Here is a 23,534-nt window from a genome sequence, read left to right as displayed (position 1 = left end):
GCTCAAGTTGACCTTGCCGATCCTGCCAGGCTTAGCAATCCATCACCACTTAGACCTAGGAACTAGCGCCAGCTTTATGGTCTAGGACTGGTTGACTGACCTGGGGGGGTGACGAAAATAGTTATAAAGCAGACAGGGCAAGCGATCTAGCTCTCATTCCTCGTAAATAATACTTCTGTTGTCTTGATGCAGTTGCTCATGGGGGTCTCCCCCATGAGCAACTGCCGTGGTTTCCCCCATGAGCGACTGCATCAAGAAGCGCTGTAGTCTTTTTCTTCTACTTTCAAACTTTATTCCAAGAGGTAAAGCATTGGCTAACTTTTCAATGGCTTTCTCTTTTAATTGATTGTAGCAGAATAACTACAATATTTACTAAAATAAAATTACGATCCTTTAGTTTAAATTTCAGATTGTTTTGATATAATAAGGGTAACATTTTCAACAGATAGGTCTTATTGACAATGAAAGACCTATCTTTTTCTAGCACAGATCGTTACACTCTTGACGTATCAATCGTTTCAATCGCTATCGTCGCCCCCCCAGACGCAAAAGTTAATTCAAAAAGTAACTTTGTACCTGAAATTATATTCAGTCACATTTTGAATCGAAGACTGATATTCTGCAATGCCATTAACTTCCAGTAATGAAGGAAATTTAGCTAGTAGAGAGGCACCTATCTTAAAATTTACATTGCTTTCTCTGCTCAAATTTAGACTCACTTCTTGTTCTTGAGCCAAATTTTCCATTTGACGAAGTCCTACAAGAGATTTCATATATTGATCATTCTCTAATTGGGTGTTAGTTAGTAGCTGATTTACTGCAGTAAAATTAGGATTACTCCCCGCAAACTTAGTCCGCAACTCTACTTGAATTTCAATTTTTTCAGCTTCTTCTCTTTCCGTGTTAACATCAGCCGGAACTAACTTTGTTACCCCATCAATTTCTAGTTTTGTCTTGAAGAGACTCTTTTTAGTTTTGTTATTAATTTTTACTTCATTTACCAAAACCTCTTTCGCACCTAAATAACCACAAAGTTCTGTAAAGATAGAGTGTTTTGCCAAAGCAAAAGTCTGACTTGCATCGGTGGCAAGAGCATAATCATCATTAAAGGGACTTTTGATGAGGATATTACCTGTCTGAATGAGCCCTTGTTGTTGCAATTTATTAACTAAATCCTCTCCTGGATAACAGTCTGAACTGCTTGAATTATCTTCTAATGGATAAAGAATTATTCCTACATCTTTATTATTAAATAGTTGCTCGCTATTTTCATTGAAAGCGAGACTGCTTTGCTCTTGGCTATTAATAACAAAGATTATCCGAGGCAGGTTTGAACTCATTTTTTATTCTCCTTTGTAGATAAACAAATATTCACAAACCTAATTTACTGTACTAGACATCTCCATAATACCATAAAATCCTAAAACTAGACTATAATGGAAGGAATTAGTCATAGATAAGCTGAAAAAATGAGCAATTATACTTGGGAATATATTCAAAAACATCCTAAACCAACAAAAAGATTATTAGGAATTAATTATTATGAGCAATTAATAAAACTGATAGAGCAAGGAAATCTTATAGCTAAAAAAAAACAAGAAGAGAATGAAAAAAATAAAATTAGACTTATTAAAGCAGGAGGTGGTAATCATCCGAAATTATCTGAGGAATAACAAATAATTTTAATGTTAGTTTATCTGAGGCATAACTTAAGTTTTAAACTTTTAGGTTTGCTTTTTCAAGTAAGCGATTCAACGGCTCATAACTTATTTAATTATTGGCAAAAAATCTTTCAAATTGAGAGGATGGCAGTGTTTTCTTTATGTTACAGATGGTTACAAAGTATATCCTCGCTTTATAAATGATTGTGACCACTTAGTGCTCAAAACTTATATGACACGTGTCGAAGGAGAAAATACTCGCTTGAGACATTATTTAGCTCGTTTGAAACGAAAGACGCTCTGCTACTCTAAATCCGTATAAATGCTGAGATTATCTGTAAAATTGTTACTATACTACCTCCATCATCGTGCTGTTCCTGTTCCTGGTTAAATCATCCCGCACAGATGCAACGCCTGTTTTTTCCTTGGCAATGTCGCTATTTTTACAGTATGCCTCTAAAGAGGATCACATTGCAGGTACAGCAAGACAAATTATTATAATAATAGCAATAATAATAACCACAATAATATTCAATAAATTCTTGTAAATCTTGAAAAAATTGTTTTTTTTCCTTTTTCTTTTTTTATAAAACTTTTTCAAAATAGATTTTATGTTTTCAGACTCCTCAAAATCACTGGGTAGCTTTCGTGATATATTTTCAGCAAAAATCTTCGTTTGATGAAGAATTTTTTGTTCTAATTCTTCTAGATTGTTCTCTATTTTTTCATAATTAAATTCTTTATAATCATCTTTTTCATACAGGTTTCCATAACAAGTAATCGAGCTTTTTCTGCGAAGATTGTCCAAATCGCTAAGGGGTATAGTCAGGACAAATTCATCATTAAGTAATATTCCTTCAATATCTGTTAGTTTTTCAACTATAGTCCCCGTAGATTTTATTTCAAATACGCGCTTGACAAGCGTATTAATATTATCTTCATCCTCACTACGATTAGAGTCTAGCAACTTATCACCTAAAGCATAAAAATCAGATCCTTGATTCGTAGGATTTTGCGAAAAAAACATTAATTCATTTTCCATATCAACCTCCTAGTTTTATTTTGCTAGTTTTATTATGCTTTATTTTTATTACTTTCTTTTATCTTTTTTATTGTTTTCCTTTTTTTTTGCTTCCTGATTACGCTTAGATATTTTTCTGACAAGGTCTAGTTTTCCTGCTAGCTCACAAACTAAATTTTTGGCAAATTTATTATCAACGAGGCTACCAATAATAATCACATAGTCCTCTCCAAACCTATTTTTATGAAAGAAACCATTCATTATATTATCATGCATAAGTTGATCTTGGATTTCTTTGATTTGATTTTTAGCTTTATTAGTATCATCAATAGAAAATCTCTTGTCTTTGTCAGCATATGTTCCGACAATTATAATTGGCTTATCCTTTTGAACCCATTTTATTATCTGTAGAAGGTCGTTTTTAACTCTTTCCTTATATTTACCATTATTGGATTCATCCTTGTTGAATAAAAAAAGATAAAGATTAATGAGATAGAATACGTAATCAGATGATTTGACAACAGTCTCCCAAGCGTCATAATATGCCTTTATTGGTTTGGGATCGTCACCACCACCCACGTCTTGTGATGCTTGAATACGAATACGTAAGTCTGCTGAACGAAATGAAGCGTATTGCTCTGCAATATCCGTTACTTTATAACTGTCGGGAATTTTTCCTGTTTCCAAAAATTTCTTTAAAGAACTCTTACCAGTTGCACGCCCACCCAAAATTGCTAAAGTTTTTCCTCCTAGAGGAAGAAAAGTCCAATACAAAATTAGACTAAGAATATCCATATTTCTTAATAATTAGCTCTAAGATTGGGTATTAAAGGTATGTCAGTAGGTTCCGACCTTGCCAATGCTACGGCAAAGTAAGTTGTAGCAACAGCACCATGGTTGCTGGTTTCATATGGGGAGACAAAATCAACTGGGATGAATACTCTGCTAGATGAACCCATGAGGCTTTTCCCTTGGCTATGACTGTTGCTGCTGTGGCATACAAAGAGGGCTGTCGTCATTATAACTTTTCACGGGATCTTTTGTTTGAGACAGGGTGTAGGGTGTAGGGTTTAGGCTGTGGGGAACATTTAGCCAATCTATAGCGTAGTGGTACGAAAGTATTTTGAACTAATGCTGATAGCTTCGTTTCTCATGTTGCTTGCCCTCAGCCATAGCTGGGTCAGGATCATGATTACTGGTGAAACGGACCCGACGAATCAGTCTCCAGCCATTCTCGCTCATAAGATTTGACCCAATCGTTTGCCTATTCGAAAATAGCTGTTGCCCCGAAACAAGTGGGTGTCTACCCACCGCGTTTACCCGTTTCTACCACCTCAACACCAAGCGGCTGTGACGTATAGAGCTGACTGACTGACAAAAGGCGGTGACTGTTTTGTCAAACTGTTTGTCAGATCGATGTTTGAGGGATTAAAAAAAGCTGAGTGGGAGCCAGCGTTCTTTGATGCGCGATGCCACTCAAAACCATAGGAACGCACTCGAAAAAAAACTCCCGCCTCTACAATACCCTGAATACCTGGCACCGGTCTTGCCAGTCCCTGGGCACACAAAGCCCATCTAACGGTCTGTCTATGGATGGTGGTAGCCAAGATCCATAGTGGTGAAGTTAATCTGACCCGTTGGATATCTTATCTGCCCTGCCTCCGACAGTATGCTCACAGTAAGCACAGACGGGTCCGTCGATGGCTCAATAACCCTCGTATCAATGTACATCGACTGTATAAACCCTTGATCCAAGCCGCCTTGGTCCACTGGCAACAGGAGTGTCTTTACTTGAGCTTGGATACGTCGTTGTTCACCGGATGAATATTGCCAGCTCCCTTGTGGCAGTGGTTTATCGGGGTCGAGCCGAAGCCAGTGGCGTGGGCTATGCTTCACCACAGCAGTGCTATGGTTTCCCACACGCGACTACCGAGATGTTTTGAATCAGGCAGCTCGGTGCCTACCCAAAGACGTGAAAATTGTCTTATTGGCTGCTAATCGGGTTTGTCCATAAGGATTTGATCAAAGCCCTGAGTGGCGCAATTGGCTAAGGCATTATCGTATCCGTTTGAAAAAGGATGCGCTTGTTTTGGCGCTAGGGCATTGGTTGGTGTCAACTTAAACAGTTTCACGCTCTACGGGGCGAAGCGCTGTGTTTTCACAACGTGGGATTGCATAAAGACCAATGGTATGGCTCGGTTCACATAGCGTTTGGGCGCAACAATATCAATGGTGATAATGGGCCATCGTCAGTGATGAACCGACCACCTTACTTTCATTGCTGTGAATACGGATTGAGATTCGATATTGAGGAGGCTTTTTTGGACGACCAATCCAACGGCTGGAACATCCAGAAGTCTGAGATTCGGTGTGTATGTGCTATGCACGAGACTGTGGTTCATCTTGGCCTTGGCCACACTTTATGTCACAGCGCAAGGCACATTGGTTGTGGAAACGGGAAAACGACGGTGGGTTGACACCCATTGGCGCACGTGGCAACCGCTATTTCCGCATCGGCATAGATTGGGTCAAAACTGCTCTGTTAAACGGATGGCGACTGATTCGTCACGTCAGTTTCACCGACCACCGTGATCCTGACCCAGTTATGGCATCGCGCAAACAACACGAAAAACGAACTTATAGGCATTAGTTCAAAGTACTGACGTACCAATATGCTCCGGAATAACTTTTGTCAGTCAATCAGGGTCTAGGAAATTAGTCAGGTTTAATCAAATAGATCCCAGTCCCCTTTTGCCTTTTGCCTTTTGCCTTTTGCCTTGCTAAAAAGCATTTAAAATGCGTGTTAGCTTAAACCCCTCCTAACACACTGCCCATAGCACGAACCATATTCTGGGGCTGAAACGCATCCATAGCCGCCGTAGGCTCATACCCACAATGGACCATACAATCCGCACACTTAGGATTACCACTAGCGCGACCATACTGATCCCAATTCGTTTCCTCCAGCAATTCCTTAAAAGTGGAATAATGCCCTTCATTTAACAAATAGCAAGGCTTTTGCCACCCCAAAACACTGTAACTAGGACTTCCCCAAGGGCTACACTCGTAATCTTTCTCCCCGATCAGGAAATCCAAAAATAAAGGATTATGGTTAAAATTCCAGGTTTTCTTCCCAGCCTTCAAAGGCGCTAAAATTTCCCGGAACATCGCCTTAGTCTGTTCCCGCTTCAGGAAATGCTCCTGATCTGGTGCCCATTCATAACTATATCCAGGAGAAACCATCATGCCATCAATACCTAACATGGCCAAGAAATCAAAGAACTCCTGGATTTCCTTAGGATCAGTTCCCTCAAACACCGTCGTGTTAGTAGTCACACGAAATCCCCTAGCTTTAGCCGCTCGAATTGCCTGCACCACCTTATCAAATACCCCCTGACGGTCCACACACTGATCATGCCGTTTCCGTAAGCCATCCAAGTGAACGCTGAAAGTCAGGTAAGGGGAAGGTTGGAACTTATCCAGACACTTTTCTAACAACAACCCATTGGTACAGAGATAGACATACTTTCGCCATGCCACCAACCCCTTGACAATTTCGTCAATTTGTGGATGAAGCAGAGGTTCTCCCCCCGGAATAGAAACCACAGGAACACCACACTCTTTCACCGCAGCAAAGCACTCTTCTGGAGTCAGCTGGCGCTTGAGTATTTCCGTAGGATGCTGGATTTTGCCACAACCAGAACAAGCTAGATTACAGCGGAACAGAGGTTCCAACATCAGCACCAAGGGAAAGCGTTTACGACCCAAAAGACGCTGGGTAACAATATACTTTCCGACATCAAGGGCTTGTTGTAATTGAATTGCCATAATTGTCCTCACACCATATAATCAACGCTAATCATTGAGGGTAATCATGATTACCCTACAGCTTGAACTATGATCAGCCTCGCCGATAAATTAATAATACTGTTCGTGAATCTTTGAATGAATAGGAGTAGAGTGGGCATCCTGCCCGCCCCAAGAGATCAAGGGACAGGCAAGATGCCTATTCCACCTCACTCTTAAAATCATTCCATTATTAAGCAACGCCTTAATAATACTGTTGGTGAATTGTTTTAAATCCTAGACTTTGACGCAGTTGTGACCAAAAAAGTGGGTCTCAAGCCTGGCCTTTGGCCACGCTACGCGAACGCCCATAAGCGGGCGACTTTTCCAGAAATAATGTACAATGAGAATGTAGCCTAGCACAGGCAGGATTCGTCGGTACTGCCTTGCCTCCCCAACGACGTAAAGCGATGCTAGTACACGAGGCGCGAAAAACCTCGACAAAACGCATGGATCCTAACAGATACCGAACAACCAGTAAAGTCAACTTTCAATAATCAGCGTACCGTGGGGCACACGGAAACGTATCCAAACGCTTAGGGAGACAAGCCCACTGGGATTAGTTAAGTTAAGCTCGGTATTTGGTTCTTTGGAACGGATACTTGGCTTAAGTATTGCCTTTCGGATAGCTAATTTTAGCGATGCAGCGCGGTCTTGGGGGTTTCCCCCATGAGCGACTGCATCAAGACAAGGCGTGTCGTAGAACTAAGAATCCCCGCTCTTATAGGGCGGGGAGTGTCAACTAAACCAATCAACAGCATCCTTGAGGGCTTTGCTAATTGAAGATTGGGGTAACCCTAACTCTCTCACCGCTTTCGAGGCATCGTAATACATCGGGTGTTGTGCCATCCGCACTCCATTGAGAGGAATAGAAGGGGTTTTGCCGAAAGCAGTTAACACGCACTCATCAATCCAAGCTATACTCAGCGGTAGCCAGACCGGAACAGTTTTTTGAGGCGCACTCAATCCAGTAATGTCCGCAAGTTGCTCTAATAAGGATTTGAAGGATAGATTTTGGTTACCTAAAATATAGCGATCGCCTTTTTTCCCCCGGTCCAACGCCAACAGGTGACCCTGAGCAACATCCCGCACATCAATAAAATTTAATCCCGTATCCAAATAAAACGGCATTTTCTGCTGTAAGAAGCGCACAATGATTTCTCCGGTAGGAGTTGGCTTAATATCCATTGGACCAATGGGAGCACTAGGATTAACAATCACCACATCTTGACCAGATTCAGCTGCCTTGATTGCTTCCCGTTCAGCAAAAAACTTAGATTTTTTATAGTCTCCCACCAATTTCTCCACAGGACTCTGATGGGTTTCATCCACAATTTCCCCAGGTTTACCCACACCAATAGCCGCTACTGAACTGGTGTAAACAGTGCGTTCAATCCCAGCTTTCCCAGCACTTTGTAGCACATTACGGGTTCCCTCGACATTGTTACGATAGAGTAAATCTCGATCCGCTTGCCACAGGGAATAATGGGCAGCAACATGAAATAATACCTGACATCCCTGCATCAGTTCTGACAAACCTGGATCATTTAAGTCACCAATAACGACTTCTATATCTAGACCTTCGAGGTTATCGAGTTGGCTAGTAGGGCGCACCAGAGCTCGCACGGAGTATCCTGCTTCAAGTAGCGATCGCACAACATGAGCACCGATAAACCCTGTTCCTCCAGTGACGAAAGCTTTGATTGCCATTGACGCACGCTCCTCTGTTTCCCAATTCCTTATTGCTTATAGCACTACCAATTAAGGTGTTTGACATTTCTAAACTCTGAAACTTAGTCATAGCTTACTTCTGACTTCTGACTTCTGACTTCTGACTTGCGCGTAGCGCTATACCAGAAAATAATCCTACCCAGCAATCTTCCAGCAGACTATACAATACTGGTACAACAATCAAACTCAACAACGTAGACGTAAGCAATCCACCAATAATTGCCACAGCCATCGGTTGTCGCAATTCTGCTCCTGCGCCAAATCCCAATGCCAAGGGCAACATCCCCAAAATTGTCGAAGCAGTAGTCATTATAATCGGTCGCAAACGCACCACTCCCGTTTCCAGAATTGCCTCAGTGCGACTTAAACCAGCTCGACGAAGTTGGTTAACATAATCCATCAGCAAAAGCGCATTTTTGTCAAGTAGTCCCAGCAAAAAAATTAGACCAATCAGAGAAATCATGCCAAAATCACTCTGGGTGATCAGAAGTGCCAGCATTGCTCCCACAATAGATAAGGGCAACGACAAGCCCACCACCATCGGTTCTAACAATCGACCAAAAGGCAAAATTAGCACTAACAGCATACAGGTAACAGACAAGGTCAAGGTGCCAGCAAAACTCCCCAGCACATGACTACTCAGAGCCGAATCCCCCCACAGTTCTAACCTCACACCATCGGGTAAAACCAATTTGGCCACCTTTACCACCTCCTCAGTAGCATCTCCCAACCTGTGACCCTGGTTAAGGCTAGCACGAACATAAACCCCTCGCTGACCATTAACATGCTCAATCTCAGTAATCTTATTGCCTAGATTATTTTGACCAGTTGCCTCTACATCCACTAATCCTGGTAATGTCTCAATCCGAGTTTTGAGATCCGCAGCCGTATTGCCTAACACCTCTAAATCATCACCCAATAAAGCAACTTGAACCGGTTTTTGAGTAGGTAGTTCAATAAACTGAATATCTTCAACACTAGTAGTTACACCAGAGATCTTCGGCAAAGCAGCCCGCATTTTTTCCTGAACCTCAGCAGTAGTATATTGGCGATTACGTTTAAGTTTGACCTGAAGGTTACCTTTGTTCGGCTCACCCTGTACCCCCACAACTGTATAGACCGATTCCACTTCAGGAAAAGCCAGCACCGCCTCTTCTAACTGCTTAGCCACCTGCTCAGATTGCTTCAGTACCAATTGCATCCCACTGTTAATCGGAAATAGACCATTAAACCCTGACTTTGATAGTTGTGGTTTTGATAGTTGTGGTTTTAGCTGCTCCCTAAGGTCTGGATTAGTATCTGAATTAGTATCTGAATTACTTAATGACTTTGACTCCTCACTATTAGTATCAAACCCTCCCAAATTCAGAATCTTATTAATTAAATTACCAAATTGAGAGGCACTAGGCATCTGAGGCAACGGTGCCGTATAGGTAATCATAAATTCCCCTCGGTCTAGGGTAGGAATAAACCCCTGAGGAATTAGGGGAATCAAAGAAATTCCAGCCACAAAGCTCAATACCGCTAATCCCACTACAACCTGACCATGCCCCAGGGACCAGCGCAGCAAATCACGGTACTTGGGATGAGACCTCAACCAAACGTCGAAAACTACTGTCGATAATTTTTCCCTGTTTACTGTTCCCGTCTTGATGCAGTCGCTCATGGGGGAAACCCCCAAGACCGCGCTGCATCGCTGTTCCCTGTTACCTGTTCCCTGTTCCCTCCTCCCCTGCCTAGGTTTAAGCCAATAAACCGCAAGCACTGGGCATAAGGTTCGAGCAACTAGCAAAGAGGTAAGAACTGCTGCCGAAACCGTCAGACCAAAGGGTTTAAAGAACTGTCCTAAGTTACCACCCATTAAACCAACCGGTAGAAATACCGCCACAATGGTCAAAGTAGAAGCAGAAACCGTCAGACCAATTTCATTAGTAGCAGCAAGAGCAGCTTGTCGAGGAGACTTCCCAGCCTCCAAGTGCCGAGAAATGTTCTCGACTTCTACAATCGCATCATCAATGATAATTCCAATTACCAGAGCCAAAGCTAGTAGAGTAATCGTTTCGAGATTGAACCCATAGATAGCCATCACTATAGCGGTTCCCAGCAGAGAAATTGGAATTGCCAAGGCAGTAATTAGGGTGGCACGCCAGTTGCGCAAGAAAGTAAAAATTACCAACACTGCCAGAACAATTGCCAGTACTAAACCATCAATAGTAGATTGAGTTGCTTCCCGGATATAGTTAGCTTGAGTCACTGCTAAGACTAACTGCACCCCTGGCAAAGTAGCTTGTAGCCTTTGCACCGCTTCCTCTACCCGACTAACCACATCTAAGGTGTTAGCATCACCCCCTTTGATCACCTGAAAAGCCAAAGCTTCCTGTCCATTGAAGCGAATCCGAGTAGCGGTAACGGGTATGGGAGATTCGGGACTATCCCGCCGCTGTTCCTCCTTAATAATTTCTGGTGCTTGTTTGGTCAACTCCGAGCCAGAATTGATAGCCGTAAAGGTAGTTTCCCCCCCTCCCAACAAATTGACTTTCAGAACTCCTGGAAGTTGAGCAATCTCTGATAAAATACTAGTCTTAGCAATTTCAGCTAATTCCTTTAGGTCTTTAGTATCACTCTTGATGGTGTAGCTAACCGCAGAGGATTCGTTCAAATTGAAGGGAATGACCTGAAACGTTGCACCTTCAGGAAGAGCAATTTGCCACAGTGTCTTTTCAACCTCCATTGAAGAGGAGTTGAGATTGGTTCCGACATGGAAATAGAGGGTAACCACCGTTCGACCAGGGTAGGTTGAGGAAACCATTTGATCGAGTCCTGCCAAAGGCAAAAGCCTTTCCTCAATCGGTTGAGTCAGTTTCTGCTCAGTTTCCAGGGCAGTCTCCAATGGCACTTGAGCATTGACCACCACCACCGGAAAGGTAATATCAGGGAATAGGGCATACTTAAGGGAACTGAACGCCAAAAGCCCAGCCACAACCATTGCGATCCAAAAACCGATGGTTACTCGGGAATACTTAATGGCTAACCGGGAAATATTGAACCGCTTTCGTAAGGCATTGAGGGAACTCAACTTGACCATTCAAGACAATTATGTTAATTCACTGTTCCCCTAGGATATACTTTTAGCGATCGGCGATAAGATCGGATTAGATTCTCAAGACATGGGATTGACCCAGTAGCGCCACACTTCCCTAAGACACTTGCTAGCAATGGATAAAGCTCTAGACCAAGCGATTGAGTTTTTAACGAGTCCATCAGTGACCCCCCCGACTTCATCAGCTGTAGTCGAGGCACTACTTCAGGCAGAGACAACAGCTAAACGAACCAAAGTCAGCCATGGCTATTCACAACTGATCGGGACTTGGCGACTAGGGTTTATTACTGGGACAAAGCGATCGCGCCAACGAGCAGGGGTGATCTTGGGTAGCGGACGATTTCTACCAAAGTGGATCAAAATTTACCTATCCTACTCTCCATCAGAGTCTTCTCAAGACCAAGGAACGGTTCAAAATGCTGTTCAACTCGGACCGCTTCAGATAGTTCTCACCGGTCCTACCCAGTTTTATCCTAAGACTAATATCTTAGCTTTCGACTTTAGTCAAATCAGGATATCGTTATCTGGTCTAACACTTTATCAAGGTTACATTAAAGGTGGACAAGACCGGGAAACTAGGTTCTATGAGCAACCCTTAAAAGAACAAGCATTCTTCACCTACTTTTTAGTGGAAAACCGTTGCATTGCTGCTAGAGGTCGGGGAGGAGGTTTGGCTATTTGGAGCAAGTAAGCCCTAGCTGAGTTAGATCGGTTCATCAAAGGAACAGGTTTGTGCTATTGCCTGCTGTAATAGCAGACTATACTCTTGCTCATTTACCGTACAGGCACCAAACCGTTCTAGATGAGAATTCATCATCTGAGCATCAAACAGCAAAAAGTTTCGATGACGCAACCGTTCTACTAGCTTAACCATCGCTACCTTCGAGCCCTCCGGAATCCGATAAAACATCGATTCACCAATAAACGCTCCACCAATTACAATGCCCAAAATTCCTCCTGCTAGCTGATTTCCCTGCCAAGTTTCAAAGCTGTAGGCCCATCCAGCCTTATAAAATTGCCAATAAATTTCCTTAAGTTCTGGAGAAATCCAAGTGGTTTCACGGTCAGCACAACCAGTCATTACCCCTAAAAAGTCTCGGTTAATGCTGACACTAAATCGTTCCTGATTTAGGACACGACGCAGAGATTTAGGATAGCGAAACCGGTCATCAAGAGGAATTATAGCACGTTCGCGGCTTGAGTACCAGCCTAAATTACCAGTATCATCTGCCATTAGGAAATAGCCTTGAGCATACCCTTGAATTAAGTAATCAATATCGATTTCCATTCACAGAACTGTGTAAGTAAGACATAAATTAGTTAAGTAAAATTAAACGTAACATACTAGCGGTTGACACTTCTGTGAAAAAAAAATTTGCTTTAAAGAAATGAGGTTTATTACCTAGATAAAGGGGTGTAACTAAGTTAGTTTTAACAAACCCGGTTTTTTGACAAAGTTCTCCCCCGTCTGCCCAATCTTCCCACTCTTCCCCCTATTCCCTTTCCACTTTCCCTTTTCCCCTAATCGTGGCAAGCTGTTGATGATTCAAGGTTGATTGGCAACAAGGGGAGCATGTCACTTATGCAGAACATTTGTACTAAAGCCATAGCTCCCTAATGTGTTTTAGGTTGCTCTGATAGTATAGGGTACCGTTTAGGAATTGTGAGAATTTTTGATGCCATATTCCCAACTCCGTTCGCGTAGCGTGGCCTACGGCCTCAGCTCCCAACTCCTCAGCTCCCAACTCCTCAGCTCCCTGCTCCCTGTTCCCTATATAGTTCATTTGTTCTGCAAATTTGACCTGCTCCCGGCAACAAGTGCTGTATTGGTTCGGTTCCCCCCTACTGGAGAGATAAAGTCATGGTTACAAATTCTAATGTCAAACAGTTGCTCAAAATTTTAATCGGTGCCGCCTGGATAGACGGTAAAGTTCAGGCAGAGGAACGGGAATATCTGTATAAAGTCGCCAAGGAATATGGAGTTGCTGACGACCCAGAGATTAAACCGTTACTGTATGAACTCAAAGCTGTGTCAGCAGATGAATGCTACAGTTGGGTGGAAGAGTATTTAGGCGATCGCCCTAGTCCAGAAGACTATCAGCGCTTGATTGAAGCCCTCAGTGCTTTAATTTATAGTGATGGGCTGGTAGACACAGAAGAAGCGAAACTTCTGAATCGCTTGCAGTTACTCGACCCCAGCAGTCCATCTCAGCAGTCGAGTAGTCAAAAAGTACTCAAAGCAATTCAAAAAATTTACCGCCGGTGGATTAATAAGCAATTTACTGATTGATTACTGCGTCAGTAGATCAGTGGCTAAGTGCTGGGTAAGTCTTCAAAACTTCAGGACTTACCCAGCAACTCTAGCTCTAGGGTCACCCTGAGCACTCTCCTACTACACTCCACACGGGGTCAACTGGTCACCCCACCCCCTTGGGCTAATGTGACAATTTTTGATCTGGCAAGTGGTTGGCAACTCATGGAATGTTACTAGCGTCAAATTACTCAGATTGTGCCGAAATGATTGTTATTAAACAGGCGTAATCTGGTTTTTTATGCTTATTTTGAGCAAAAAAAACAATTTTATTGAACCTAGGAACATCTAGCATCTGATTGGTTCTATTTAATTAAGAACACATTAATTTAAGAGAATGCCTTCCATGCTTAACCTAAATCATTTTCAATCAGGAACTGCTGCTGTTTTAGCCCTTGGACTCACCGCCACCACCATGGCTCCCCTAGTCGCACCTGCTCCCTCCTTTGCCCAAAGCACTAACTTTATCGATGTTTCATCCAACTACTGGGCAAGTGAGTTTATTGGGGAATTGTCCCAGCGCGGTATTATTGCCGGATTTCCTGATGGCTCCTTCAGACCAAATGCACCAGTGACCCGCGCTCAGTTTGCGGCAATGCTGCGTAAAGCAAATCAAGATTTCAATAAACCCGCCATTCGCGGTGGCAACAGTTTCGTAGATGTTGCTTCCAACTACTGGGCAAATCCTGCCATTCAGGAAGCCTACCAAACCGGATTTTTAAGTGGTTATCCTGGTAATATCTTTAGACCTGAACAAAATATTCCCCGTGAACAAGTTTTAGTTGCCCTTTCTAATGGACTGAATTTCTCTTCCAGCGGTTCTACCTCAGAGCTAATCAGTTTCTACCGGGACGGCAGCCAAATTTCTAACTTTGCCCGTGCTCCCATCGCTGCTGCTACAGAAAATCGTTTGGTGGTTAATTATCCTAACGTTGCCTTTCTCAATCCGACTCGGAATGCAACTCGTGCAGAAGTTGCAGCTTTTATGTACCAAGCGCTGGTGGCAACAGAACAAGCCCCAGTGATTAGCTCCCAATACATTATCGATCCCAATCCAGCACCTATAGCCTTCACAATTCCTGCAGGTACTTCTATTCCGGTTAAGTACAAAAAAGATAAAATTCTGCTCGCCCAAGAGGAAACTATTCCCCTAACCCTGACAGTGGATCTAAACATTACCACTGCTGATGAGGGCAAGTTGCTGATTCCTGCTGGTAGTGAAGTGGTTGGCGAACTGCGTGCGACAAAAGAGGGAGCTCAGTTTGTAGCTCAGCGGCTGTTGATCAATGGTGAAACCCTATCGTTTAATGCCACCTCTGAGGAAATTACCACCACTGAAACCATTCGCAAGGGTAGCAATCCAGGAAGTATCCTAAAAGATGCAGCAGTTGGTACCGCTGCCGCCGCTGCTATCTCTGCCGTTACCGGTGACCGTGCGATCGCTACAGAAGAAATCTTGATCGGAGTTAGTTCTGGCATCGCTTTAAATATCGGCAAACGTTTATTTGGTAGCAGCAGCGTTGACCTATTTGTGGTTGAACCAGAAACCGACTTACAGCTTACCATCGACTCTGACCTGGTGATTAGCAGTCAGTAACTACATATGTGGACAGTTAACTGTTGAGAGGATGATAGATTAACCAATCACAGCCAACCTCTCAACGTTGACACTCCCCGCCCTAAAAGAGCGAGGATTCTTAGTTCTACGACACGCCTTAAAATTAGCTATCCTGAAAGGCAATACTTAAGCCAAATACCCGTTTAAAAACCAAATATCGAGCCTAATTTAACTAACCCCAGTGGGCTGATCTCCCTAAGCGTTGGGAATTTCCCCGTTTCCGTGTGCCCCACGGTACGTTAAATATTTTGAAACTGTATTTTACTGGTGTTCGGTATCCGTTAAGATCCATGCGTATAGCGAGGTTTTTCGCGCCTCGTGTACTAGCATCGCAAAACGCTCGTTATTAAATAGGGCAGTACCGACGAATCCTGCCTGTGCTAGGCTACACAATTAAATATATTATACATTATTCCTGGAAAAGTCGCCCTAGAAGGGCACCTCAAGTAGCGTGGCCAAAGGCCAGGCTTGAAACCCATATTTTTGGTCAACAACAACTATCTACTGAGGGCTACTGAGCGTAAGTCAACCAAACGATAAAGGTTGTTCCCATCCTTGAGTTATCTTGACCATGACTAATGGATAATTCCCCATTTTCCTCAGTTGATAGTAGTTTGGCAGGACTAAAGACTTCAATATCACCCTGCATGTATGCCATGAGTTCTTTTGCGATCGCTAATCCTAAACCAGTGCCAGGGATAGGACCATTAGCTTGAACTCCCCGATAATGTCGCTCAAACAGATGGTCTAAGTCTTCTGGAGCAATACCTGGACCAGTATCACTAATTGCGATCGCTATAGCATCACCATGATCAAGCCATTGTCCAACACCAACTTGGATATCAATTTTTCCCCCAGCTGGAGTGTACTTCAAAGCATTGTCAATCAAATTACTCAACACTTCCCGTAAAGCCTTAGGATTGCCTTTCACCAAAGGTAAATCAGGGGCAATAGAGCAATGCAACTCCAAATTAGCCTCTTGAGTAATAGCGTCAGCAGATATAAGCAAGGGTTCTAAGACATCCTTGACCGCAAACAGTTGCAACGGAAGAGTTTTGTCCGTGAGTAGGGGAAATTCCCCTGGGGTGGAGTGTGGTTCGGAGTGACTAGTTGGGTAAATCTCCCCAAGATCATCTGATTCTGGGGATGAGCAAGCCTCAGCCGTAGCTACAGGCAAAGTTAAGGATGCTGTACCGGTTTGGTTCATGTCCAGGCAAGCATCAAACTGTTGCAGCAACTCCTGTAAGCGATCGCTTTCTCGTATAATGCTCGAAGCCACTGGATAGTTTTTATCTCCTGGTACCAGTCGCTTCAGCAGTAGCTTACCAAAGGTTCGTAAGGCCATCAGGGGATTACGAAATTGATGCAGCAGATCATCAAGCATATCCCGTTGTTTTGCCTGTAGACGTCTGTGCTGAGTCAACTGCTGCTCAAACCAACCTTGACGCTGTTCTATGACATATGCGATCGCTAAGGTTCTGGCAATGCTTTCCACACTTGCCTGTTCTGTGTGATTCCAAGGTCTATCATCACGAGCACTCACCAATAACCCCATCACTATCCCTTCATGGATTAGAGGTAAAACAATTTGGTGCTGCTGCTGTAGGGAATTTTCTGTCCAGTCAAAAGAGGTTGAACCCAAATCTTGATCTTGGTTATTTCCCTGAGGGAGTAGCCGAGGTAAGCTGCTGGATAATCGAGGAATCTGATCAATCTCACCTATTTTCTGTGGCAAAACCCAGTCAGGATCACTCATATCCCACACGGTACTTGTTTCCGGATAAACTACCACAGGAATTAGCTTTGCCTGATTTCCCTCAACGAATTCTTCCGTTAAATATACAGCACCACTAGCTGCTCCCAGTCCTTGGGTTAATAAAGCCACTTGGTTTCGACACAGGGAGACAAATTCTGAACTGAATCGAGTGAACATGAGCTATAGATGAGTGATCTGGGTTAATCCTACTCGAAGTTAAGCCACTATCAGCTTCCCTTCTATAAATGTCGAACCCCTTAAACAATTGACTATTATGCTTTAGTCAGCTTTAGTCATAGCGTGATAAGTCATAGCGTGATAAGTCATCAGTCATTAGACCTATGGCAAATATCCGTTACATCCGTTGCCCAATCACCTGATCACCCCATCACCTCATCACCTGATCAGTGTAATGCTCGGATGAGTTTAAGGCTATTTCTTCTAATTATATTTAATTTTTATTAAATAAATTAAATTTTTGTATGAATTTTCCGGAGGTCATCAGGAAACTGAAAATCCCCTAAAGTATTGCTGTCAAAGGTTTCAGCCGGTTTATTTAGTTCTATGACAAGAGCTTGATATTTCTCAAAAGACTCGATATAATTTCCAAGGCTTTTGTAACTATCTTTACAATTGCCAGCAAAAAGAGGAGGTAAAAAGGTTGGCAAGAAGACGTAAGCGTAAGAGTCGCCGCCGCCAAGAAGGGCGCAAGATACTTGAGCATGTACCTCAGTACAATCTAGAAAGTGGCGAGTATAAACCGGTTACAGCAGCACGGGCATACATTCGATCACAAGGGATACTTCCACCTGCCCTACTACTGGTCAAACGTAACGAGCATACCACAGACCGTTATTTCTGGGCAGAAAAAGGGCTCTTCGGTGCCCAATATGTGGAAGAAAATCATTTTCTGTTTCCCAGTTTGCGATTAATCAACTCTCCCTTAAAGAAGGTAGGGGTTGCCGCTCGTAGCCGCTGAAACCTTACTGGTAATATTTATTGAAAGTGCTTTGACTTAGCCCTCCTCAAACTCTTTGGCTTGAGGAGGGCTAAGTATCTTGGTAAATTTACCTATTCTGGAAATTGATCTCGCTGATTATAGTTGGGGAGGATGTCAAACCCTGCTTGCTTACAGCAAGGGTTTTAGTTTCAGAGACTGTTGAAGTTGTATTAGTTCATCGCGATGGCCAGTGACTATAACCAAAGATTGCTCCGCAGTGGCTTGATCCCCAGGGGCTTGGGTAGACGCTGATTCTAATTTCAGAGATACCTGTTCGAGTCGCTCAGCTTTTTTCCAATAAAAAAGGCCCGCAGCGGGAGCTAGTGCCACTAGCCCCAAAAACACCTTAGTCAAAGTCGGAAACAAAATAGAGAGCACTAGAGATAAGCAGACTATACCACAGGCAGCTAAGACGGTTAAAAAGATAGCCAGAAACCAACTCGGTCGGACTATCCCCTGGAACGTGACTTGATTAGTGGCAGCATCCACCGCCGCCACCTGGTAGGCTCTTTGATCAAAATATTGCTTCAACTGATTTAGAAGCGATTCTTCTGTTTCTGGGGAAGCTAACTTGACTTGTTGTATTCGGTCTTTCACAGAGGCTCGAATAAAGAAAAACAAACCTACTGCCAATAAAAGGGTTAGCAAAAGTGTAGAAGCAAGAATAGTTGTATTCACTGAATATTAACGATAAAAATACACATCCTTTGCTACTACTTTACAATTTCTTAGACACACTTTGGTCAGGTTAGCTCCTCGGTACCCACTAGCTAGAGGCTGTAAGATGCTGGTGTGGGTAGATGGCTAGCAGCTAGCACGCCCTGAATTCACCTGAATTCACATCTGGGTAAGACAATGCATCACCTGACTTCTGGGATGCCACCAGGGTTTTCAAAGACAGCACCCTGGAAAAAATTGCTACTTCCCTACCTAACTGACTCAACAACAGACTGGTGGCAGGGAGTCCTTGGCTGAAATTTCCCCACGGTTGTTTCCTCAGCCATATAGTCATGCCAAAAACTGGCCAGTTCTATAGCTTTATCCTGCCACTCTGGGCAGATTTGATACATCCGGCGTGGGCGTCCTCTTCCTTCTACTTTTTGCCAGTAGGCTGAAATTGCCTGTTTTTCTTCAAGAAACTTCAGTGCACTGTAGAGGACAGTATCTGAAAGTCGATAGGTGGGGTATTCTTGTTCCAGTTGTTGGATCAGTTGTGTTCCATAAGATTCTCCTTGCAACAACACCGATAGCACATAGCATACGGCTAATTCTTTATTGAGATAGTTGGGTGGAGGATCTTGGAAAAAGTTATAGATATCTTCGAATTTCATCTGCATATGTAGTTGGAATTCCCAGTTATTCTAGATGGGATTAGAGGGTTTTCTGGCAAATAATCATGGTTGGAGGCACCCTGGGAAATTCACGCGCGTTTTGCAGTGAGTTTTATTTAAACGACTCACCTTGGTAGGTACATCGCTATCACACTTTATAACTTAAAAATCTCTGGCGTAGGGTTTAAATATCTCCCTAATTTGATGAAAGTTTAATGAATTTTGGACTTAACACACCTAAAAAGTAAAGATCAACTTTAATAATTGCTCGAAACCGTTATCCAAAACTACCGACTATCAAGGGGAACATCGGGAAGGAAGACAAGACAGACGAGTAACACCAATTTCATTGATGCGACCTAGAGAGGATGATCGGGGATGGAAGGATGGGGGCATGGAGGGATTAATATATAGCAATCTTTGTGGGGGTTGGAGTAAGTGGGGGTTAGTGTAACACAAAAGTGAACCATTAATATTGCTCATCTCACATAGGACCCATTCAGGCAGGTTTTGTAGAAAATTAACGGTTCCCACAAGAAGTCCCTCAGGGCTTTATCTGCGATTTAGCTGGGGATGAATTGCGAGTGTCATCAATCCTTGTCACAATAAAGTTGGTTGCTGACCCCCCCGACCTACCACAAGGGTGTTTAGCTTCCAACCCAAGATTAGCCCTACGTCTTTTCGCGTTGCGGAGCGCGTGGTAGGCGGTTCAAAAGTGATTACTCAAGGGACACAGCCCCCATGCGAGAGATACCTGACAGTTCCATCCCACCAGCTCGTCAAAAAATTGCCCTAACCCTACGCAGATTCGGTTGGATTTCCTTCTGGACTCAGTTAATCCTAGGGGTTATTTCTACGCTGATTTTAGTGTTTGCAGGGTTTGCCCTTGCCAGCCCTCAACCTGACAATCAAGGGGGTCAAGGAATCGGCTTCGGTCTTTTTTTCGTAGTTTGTGGACTAGTGGCTTTAGGTATAGGCATTTATTTTGCCTACCGTTACACTGGCATCGCTAGTCGGCTGCTAGCTGCCAATGGGTCAGACATACCAAGCAAAGCTCAAACCCTTCAAACGATTAGGCTGGGCTTGATTGTCAGTTTAGTAGGAATGTTATTGACCATCATTGGCTCATTTGCAGTCATAGGCAGCCTTGTAGCCCTAGCTCTAGCTCAGCAACAAAGTCCAGTTGGGTTGGCTTGTAATGATGTTCCACCGATAGACCTGTTTGTTGTGCAGGCAAACATCAACACTATTTTTGCTAATTTTGTTGGCATAGCCATTTCCCTGTGGCTATTTAATCGAGTCAGTCGCTAGCCAACATACCCCACACCAGCTCACCAGCTCACCAGCCGACTCCCTACTCCCTACTCCCTCGGTGCGCTTGACCCGTAATTAAATTTGCTTGATTGTCGCACCGCTCCCTACTCCCAGGAGAAGTTAATTGCCGTTGGCAAGAAAACTGTGGCAAATTGGTGAAGTTAGATCGATGTTGCTCAGATGAGTACCGATCATGCGATCGCGTCATTTTAGTAAAGAAAATTCGTGCTTGACCTAAAGCAAATTCGGGAAAATCCACAAAAGGTTCAAGAACTACTCGACCGACGTAGTGTCAATCAATATGACCTACAACCTATTCTGGAACTGAATCAGCGTCAGCGGGAGCTGGAAACATCCCGCACCCAGTTGCAGGCTCGTAGTAATGAAATTGGTAAGCTGATTGGTCAAAAAATCAAATCGGGTAGTCCTCCACAAAGCCCAGAAATTCAGTCGCTCAAGGAAGAGGGTAACCAAATCAAAACTAAGTTGAGCGAACTGGAACCCGAAGAAAAAGACCTAAAAGACCAGCTGAACACCCTCTTGCTATCCCTGCCCAACTTGCCCTCCGAATCCACACCGATTGGCAAGAGTGAAGCCGAAAATGTGGAAGTCCATCGCTGGGGTGATGAGTACATTCCCAAGGATTTTCCGATTCTCCCCCATTGGGAAATTGGCGAAAAACTCGGCATTCTTAACTTTGAGCGAGGGGTGAAAATCGCTCAGAGTCGATTTGTGACATTGATCGGGGCTGGTGCTGCTTTGGAACGAGCACTAATCAACTTCATGCTTGACCAGCAAATTGCTGCTGGCTATACCGAAGTGATGCCACCGGTACTAATCAACAGTGAATCCCTAACCGCTACCGGTCAGTTGCCCAAGTTTGCCGAGGACAGCTTCAAGTGTTCTGATGATGATTTGTGGTTAGCACCCACAGCAGAAGTGCCATTGGTGAATCTCTACCGAGACGAAATCCTTGAAGCATCCCAACTTCCCATTAATCTCTGTGCCTTCACCCCCTGCTTTCGCCGGGAAGCGGGTAGCTATGGACGGGATACCCGGGGTCTAATTCGACTACACCAGTTTAATAAAGTTGAGCTAGTGAAAATTGTTGAGCCTAGTACCTCCTCCCAAGAGCATCAGAAACTGCTTAAGAATGCTGAAGCGATCTTGGAAACCTTGAAATTACCCTACCGAACTGTAGAACTGTGTACAGGGGATATCGGTTTCTCAGCCGCTACAACCTATGACCTAGAAGTTTGGCTGCCTTCGCAAAGGACATATCGGGAGATTTCCAGTTGCTCCAATTGCTTTGATTTCCAGGCACGGCGGGGTAGGATTCGCTTCAAAGAGTCCGGCAAAAAAGGCACTCACTTTGTTCATACTCTCAATGGCTCAGGATTGGCAGTGGGGCGTACTATGTCAGGCATTCTGGAAAATTATCAGCAACCGGATGGAACGGTTAAGATCCCAGAGGCTTTACAGCCTTATATGGGGCGAGACGTCTTGTAATACCATCAGCCATAAGCCTAGAACCTAGAACCTAATTGCAATGCCTATACAATAGAAAAATGAAGTTAACATTACATTAAATAAATTCTTCACTTATATGTCAATTTTGGCGGCGATTGCAGTTTTGGCAGTCTTGATTCTTGTTCACGAGCTGGGTCATTTTATGGCAGCTCGTCTGCAAGGAATCTATGCCAATCGCTTTTCTCTTGGCTTTGGTCCAATTCTATGGAAATATCAGGGTCCAGAAACTGAGTATGCAGTGCGAGCGATTCCCCTAGGGGGGTTTGTGGGTTTTCCTGATGATGACCCCGATAGCGAGATTCCCCCCAATGACCCCAATTTGCTCCGCAACCGACCGATTCTAGACCGGGCAATTGTGATTAGTGCTGGTGTCATTGCTAACTTAGTCTTTGCTTACTTCCTGCTTGTGGCTCAGGTAGGAATGGTTGGCATCTCCCAATTCAACTACCAAGCGGGTGTGGTAGTGCCTAAACTTGCCCCAGAAAGCAGTTTAGTGGCTACAGAAGCAGGCCTTAAACCAAGAGACATAATTCTCGCCGTAGATGGTCAAGAGTTGGAAGCAAACCCGGAAGGGATTACTTTCCTGATGAAAGCGATTCAAAATCATCCCAACCAGCCCCTGGAAATGCGGATACAGCGTCAAAAACAAACGCTACTGTTGAAGGTGATTCCGGAACCAGGGATAGATGGGAAAGGAAAAATTGGTGTACAACTGTCTCCCAATGGGGAGGAAGTGCGTAAGCGTGCTGGTAGTTTGCTGGAGGTATTCAGTCGTGGTGCCGAAGAATATCAACGCATTACAGTCTTAACCCTGGAAGGCTTTGGTCAGCTACTGAGTAATTTTGGCGAAACAGCGGAACAAGTATCCGGTCCAGTGGCAATTGTGGCGATTGGAGCCGATATTGCTCGTTCCAACGCTGTCAATCTTTTACAGTTTGCAGCTCTGATTAGTATCAATCTAGCGATTATTAATATCTTGCCTCTACCAGCCCTTGATGGTGGTCAGCTGGCTTTCTTACTGATTGAAGGACTTCGAGGTAAGCCCTTGCCCATGGAAGTACAGCAGAATATTATGCAAACTGGGCTAGTGCTGCTTCTGGGTTTAGGTGTCTTCTTGATTATTCGGGATACAGCTAACCTGGGTTGGGTACAAAACTTATTCCAGTGACCCGTGTTTGGTTGTTACAGGTTACAGGTTACAGGTTACAGGTTGCAGGTTGTAGGTTACAGGTTACAGGTTGTAGGTTACAGGTTGCAGGTTGTAGGTTACAGGTTGCAGGTTGTAGGTTACAGGTTACAGGTTACAGGTTACAGG

General features: G+C 43.7%; 23 protein-coding genes and 1 pseudogene. 12 read left to right on the top strand and 12 right to left on the bottom strand.

Annotated features, from left to right (window positions below; all coding sequences use genetic code 11):
- Positions 1–557 precede the first annotated feature (557 nt).
- Positions 558–1,340, bottom strand: coding sequence for a hypothetical protein (locus F6K63_RS12500; protein WP_287312285.1), 783 nt, complete (start codon positions 1,338–1,340; stop codon positions 558–560).
- Positions 1,341–1,469: 129 nt separating this feature from the next.
- Here F6K63_RS12500 and F6K63_RS12495 point away from each other — a divergent pair, with 129 nt between their 5' ends.
- From F6K63_RS12495 to F6K63_RS12490, 3 genes and pseudogenes are all read left to right on the top strand, one after another.
- The gene (locus F6K63_RS12495) at positions 1,470–1,673 is read left to right on the top strand and encodes a hypothetical protein (protein WP_287312284.1); all 204 of its coding nucleotides are present in this window, start codon (positions 1,470–1,472) and stop codon (positions 1,671–1,673) included.
- A gap of 12 nt (positions 1,674–1,685) precedes the next feature.
- Complete coding sequence (locus F6K63_RS37785; protein ID WP_502708305.1) at positions 1,686–1,865, top strand: helix-turn-helix domain-containing protein; 180 nt, start codon at positions 1,686–1,688, stop codon at positions 1,863–1,865.
- Positions 1,807–2,052, top strand: a pseudogene (locus tag F6K63_RS12490) (IS1 family transposase); the annotation flags it as partial. The gene F6K63_RS37785 and the pseudogene F6K63_RS12490, both read left to right, overlap by 59 nt.
- A 75-nt stretch (positions 2,053–2,127) precedes the next feature.
- On the opposite strand, the gene F6K63_RS12485 reads toward F6K63_RS12490, so the two are convergent.
- The 3 genes from F6K63_RS12485 to F6K63_RS12475 all read right to left on the bottom strand — a co-directional run bounded on the left by F6K63_RS12485 (position 2,128) and on the right by F6K63_RS12475 (position 4,289).
- Positions 2,128–2,703 carry a hypothetical protein gene (locus tag F6K63_RS12485; RefSeq protein ID WP_287312283.1) on the bottom strand — a complete coding sequence of 192 codons (576 nt, stop codon included), beginning with the start codon at positions 2,701–2,703 and terminating at the stop codon, positions 2,128–2,130.
- A gap of 48 nt (positions 2,704–2,751) precedes the next feature.
- The gene (locus tag F6K63_RS12480) at positions 2,752–3,477 is read right to left on the bottom strand and encodes a hypothetical protein (RefSeq protein ID WP_287312282.1); all 726 of its coding nucleotides are present in this window, start codon (positions 3,475–3,477) and stop codon (positions 2,752–2,754) included.
- 539 nt (positions 3,478–4,016) lie between these two features.
- Positions 4,017–4,289: a hypothetical protein gene (locus tag F6K63_RS12475; RefSeq protein WP_287312281.1), complete on the bottom strand. Its 273-nt coding sequence runs from the start codon at positions 4,287–4,289 to the stop codon at positions 4,017–4,019.
- A gap of 213 nt (positions 4,290–4,502) precedes the next feature.
- Between F6K63_RS12475 and F6K63_RS12470 the strand changes: the two genes are divergently transcribed.
- Both F6K63_RS12470 and F6K63_RS12465 read left to right on the top strand, forming a co-directional pair.
- Positions 4,503–4,625, top strand: coding sequence for a hypothetical protein (locus F6K63_RS12470; RefSeq protein ID WP_287312280.1), 123 nt, complete (start codon positions 4,503–4,505; stop codon positions 4,623–4,625).
- Between the two features lie 431 nt (positions 4,626–5,056).
- Positions 5,057–5,332 (top strand): hypothetical protein, encoded by a 276-nt coding sequence (locus F6K63_RS12465; protein ID WP_287312279.1) that lies wholly within the window; start codon positions 5,057–5,059, stop codon positions 5,330–5,332.
- A 158-nt stretch (positions 5,333–5,490) separates the two neighbouring features.
- Here F6K63_RS12465 and hpnH read toward each other — a convergent pair whose 3' ends face one another.
- From hpnH to F6K63_RS12450, 3 genes are all read right to left on the bottom strand, one after another.
- Positions 5,491–6,510, bottom strand: a complete 1,020-nt coding sequence (hpnH, locus tag F6K63_RS12460) for an adenosyl-hopene transferase HpnH (RefSeq protein WP_287254146.1) — start codon at positions 6,508–6,510, stop codon at positions 5,491–5,493.
- 756 nt (positions 6,511–7,266) lie between these two features.
- On the bottom strand, positions 7,267–8,238 hold the full coding sequence (gene hpnA / locus F6K63_RS12455; RefSeq protein WP_287312278.1) for a hopanoid-associated sugar epimerase: 972 nt from the start codon (positions 8,236–8,238) through the stop codon (positions 7,267–7,269).
- A gap of 94 nt (positions 8,239–8,332) precedes the next feature.
- The gene (locus tag F6K63_RS12450) at positions 8,333–11,344 is read right to left on the bottom strand and encodes an efflux RND transporter permease subunit (protein ID WP_287312277.1); all 3,012 of its coding nucleotides are present in this window, start codon (positions 11,342–11,344) and stop codon (positions 8,333–8,335) included.
- A gap of 130 nt (positions 11,345–11,474) precedes the next feature.
- On the opposite strand from F6K63_RS12450, the gene F6K63_RS12445 reads away from it, so the two are divergent.
- Positions 11,475–12,050 (top strand): hypothetical protein, encoded by a 576-nt coding sequence (locus F6K63_RS12445; RefSeq protein WP_287312276.1) that lies wholly within the window; start codon positions 11,475–11,477, stop codon positions 12,048–12,050.
- Between the two features lie 12 nt (positions 12,051–12,062).
- Here the strand turns inward: F6K63_RS12445 and aat are convergent, their stop codons facing one another.
- Complete coding sequence (aat, locus tag F6K63_RS12440; RefSeq protein ID WP_287312275.1) at positions 12,063–12,647, bottom strand: leucyl/phenylalanyl-tRNA--protein transferase; 585 nt, start codon at positions 12,645–12,647, stop codon at positions 12,063–12,065.
- Between the two features lie 310 nt (positions 12,648–12,957).
- Positions 12,958–13,143 carry a hypothetical protein gene (locus F6K63_RS12435; RefSeq protein ID WP_071104303.1) on the bottom strand — a complete coding sequence of 62 codons (186 nt, stop codon included), beginning with the start codon at positions 13,141–13,143 and terminating at the stop codon, positions 12,958–12,960.
- Positions 13,144–13,220: 77 nt separating this feature from the next.
- Between F6K63_RS12435 and F6K63_RS12430 the strand changes: the two genes are divergently transcribed.
- Entirely contained in the window at positions 13,221–13,649 is a 429-nt protein-coding gene (locus F6K63_RS12430) for a tellurite resistance TerB family protein (RefSeq protein ID WP_008178579.1), read from the top strand.
- A 367-nt stretch (positions 13,650–14,016) separates the two neighbouring features.
- Positions 14,017–15,267: an S-layer homology domain-containing protein gene (locus tag F6K63_RS12425; protein WP_071104304.1), complete on the top strand. Its 1,251-nt coding sequence runs from the start codon at positions 14,017–14,019 to the stop codon at positions 15,265–15,267.
- Between the two features lie 532 nt (positions 15,268–15,799).
- Here the strand turns inward: F6K63_RS12425 and F6K63_RS12420 are convergent.
- Complete coding sequence (locus tag F6K63_RS12420) at positions 15,800–17,221, bottom strand: GAF domain-containing sensor histidine kinase (protein ID WP_008178573.1); 1,422 nt, start codon at positions 17,219–17,221, stop codon at positions 15,800–15,802.
- Between the two features lie 484 nt (positions 17,222–17,705).
- Here F6K63_RS12420 and F6K63_RS12415 point away from each other — a divergent pair, with 484 nt between their 5' ends.
- Positions 17,706–18,023: a DUF3155 domain-containing protein gene (locus tag F6K63_RS12415; RefSeq protein ID WP_287296231.1), complete on the top strand. Its 318-nt coding sequence runs from the start codon at positions 17,706–17,708 to the stop codon at positions 18,021–18,023.
- A gap of 150 nt (positions 18,024–18,173) precedes the next feature.
- Here the strand turns inward: F6K63_RS12415 and F6K63_RS12410 are convergent, their stop codons facing one another.
- Both F6K63_RS12410 and F6K63_RS12405 read right to left on the bottom strand, forming a co-directional pair.
- A complete protein-coding gene (locus tag F6K63_RS12410; RefSeq protein ID WP_008178567.1) occupies positions 18,174–18,722 on the bottom strand; it encodes a cofactor assembly of complex C subunit B in 549 nt (182 codons plus the stop codon).
- A gap of 248 nt (positions 18,723–18,970) precedes the next feature.
- Positions 18,971–19,375 (bottom strand): PadR family transcriptional regulator, encoded by a 405-nt coding sequence (locus F6K63_RS12405; RefSeq protein WP_287312274.1) that lies wholly within the window; start codon positions 19,373–19,375, stop codon positions 18,971–18,973.
- Between the two features lie 741 nt (positions 19,376–20,116).
- Between F6K63_RS12405 and F6K63_RS12400 the strand changes: the two genes are divergently transcribed.
- The 3 genes from F6K63_RS12400 (at position 20,117) to rseP (ending at position 23,387) form a co-directional block, all read left to right on the top strand.
- Positions 20,117–20,686, top strand: a complete 570-nt coding sequence (locus F6K63_RS12400; protein ID WP_008178563.1) for a DUF3611 family protein — start codon at positions 20,117–20,119, stop codon at positions 20,684–20,686.
- Positions 20,687–20,914: 228 nt separating this feature from the next.
- The gene (serS, locus tag F6K63_RS12395; protein WP_287312273.1) at positions 20,915–22,198 is read left to right on the top strand and encodes a serine--tRNA ligase; all 1,284 of its coding nucleotides are present in this window, start codon (positions 20,915–20,917) and stop codon (positions 22,196–22,198) included.
- Positions 22,199–22,295: 97 nt separating this feature from the next.
- On the top strand, positions 22,296–23,387 hold the full coding sequence (rseP, locus tag F6K63_RS12390) for an RIP metalloprotease RseP (RefSeq protein ID WP_008178559.1): 1,092 nt from the start codon (positions 22,296–22,298) through the stop codon (positions 23,385–23,387).
- Positions 23,388–23,534: the final 147 nt, after the last annotated feature.

Source organism: Moorena sp. SIO1G6 (genome assembly GCF_010672795.1).
Classification (GTDB): domain Bacteria; phylum Cyanobacteriota; class Cyanobacteriia; order Cyanobacteriales; family Coleofasciculaceae; genus Moorena; species Moorena producens.
The sequence above is the reverse complement of the archived record's forward strand: the minus strand, read 5'-3'. Positions and strand labels throughout refer to the sequence as shown.

Excerpts from the sequence above, each read along its gene's own strand:
- F6K63_RS12465 (WP_287312279.1), top strand. The coding sequence starts at position 5,057 with ATGTGCTATGCACGAGACTGTGGTTCATCTTGGCCTTGGCCACACTTT.
- F6K63_RS12420 (WP_008178573.1), bottom strand. The coding sequence starts at position 17,221 with ATGTTCACTCGATTCAGTTCAGAATTTGTCTCCCTGTGTCGAAACCAA.
- F6K63_RS12445 (WP_287312276.1), top strand. The coding sequence starts at position 11,475 with ATGGATAAAGCTCTAGACCAAGCGATTGAGTTTTTAACGAGTCCATCA.
- F6K63_RS12480 (WP_287312282.1), bottom strand. The coding sequence starts at position 3,477 with ATGGATATTCTTAGTCTAATTTTGTATTGGACTTTTCTTCCTCTAGGA.
- hpnA (WP_287312278.1), bottom strand. The coding sequence starts at position 8,238 with ATGGCAATCAAAGCTTTCGTCACTGGAGGAACAGGGTTTATCGGTGCT.
- F6K63_RS12425 (WP_071104304.1), top strand. The coding sequence starts at position 14,017 with ATGCTTAACCTAAATCATTTTCAATCAGGAACTGCTGCTGTTTTAGCC.
- F6K63_RS12495 (WP_287312284.1), top strand. The coding sequence starts at position 1,470 with ATGAGCAATTATACTTGGGAATATATTCAAAAACATCCTAAACCAACA.
- F6K63_RS12435 (WP_071104303.1), bottom strand. The coding sequence starts at position 13,143 with ATGAACTATATAGGGAACAGGGAGCAGGGAGCTGAGGAGTTGGGAGCT.
- hpnH (WP_287254146.1), bottom strand. The coding sequence starts at position 6,510 with ATGGCAATTCAATTACAACAAGCCCTTGATGTCGGAAAGTATATTGTT.
- F6K63_RS12405 (WP_287312274.1), bottom strand. The coding sequence starts at position 19,375 with ATGAAATTCGAAGATATCTATAACTTTTTCCAAGATCCTCCACCCAAC.
- F6K63_RS12500 (WP_287312285.1), bottom strand. The coding sequence starts at position 1,340 with ATGAGTTCAAACCTGCCTCGGATAATCTTTGTTATTAATAGCCAAGAG.
- F6K63_RS12400 (WP_008178563.1), top strand. The coding sequence starts at position 20,117 with ATGCGAGAGATACCTGACAGTTCCATCCCACCAGCTCGTCAAAAAATT.
- F6K63_RS12470 (WP_287312280.1), top strand. The coding sequence starts at position 4,503 with ATGAATATTGCCAGCTCCCTTGTGGCAGTGGTTTATCGGGGTCGAGCC.
- F6K63_RS12485 (WP_287312283.1), bottom strand. The coding sequence starts at position 2,703 with ATGGAAAATGAATTAATGTTTTTTTCGCAAAATCCTACGAATCAAGGA.
- F6K63_RS37785 (WP_502708305.1), top strand. The coding sequence starts at position 1,686 with ATGTTAGTTTATCTGAGGCATAACTTAAGTTTTAAACTTTTAGGTTTG.
- F6K63_RS12450 (WP_287312277.1), bottom strand. The coding sequence starts at position 11,344 with ATGGTCAAGTTGAGTTCCCTCAATGCCTTACGAAAGCGGTTCAATATT.
- rseP (WP_008178559.1), top strand. The coding sequence starts at position 22,296 with ATGTCAATTTTGGCGGCGATTGCAGTTTTGGCAGTCTTGATTCTTGTT.
- F6K63_RS12430 (WP_008178579.1), top strand. The coding sequence starts at position 13,221 with ATGGTTACAAATTCTAATGTCAAACAGTTGCTCAAAATTTTAATCGGT.
- aat (WP_287312275.1), bottom strand. The coding sequence starts at position 12,647 with ATGGAAATCGATATTGATTACTTAATTCAAGGGTATGCTCAAGGCTAT.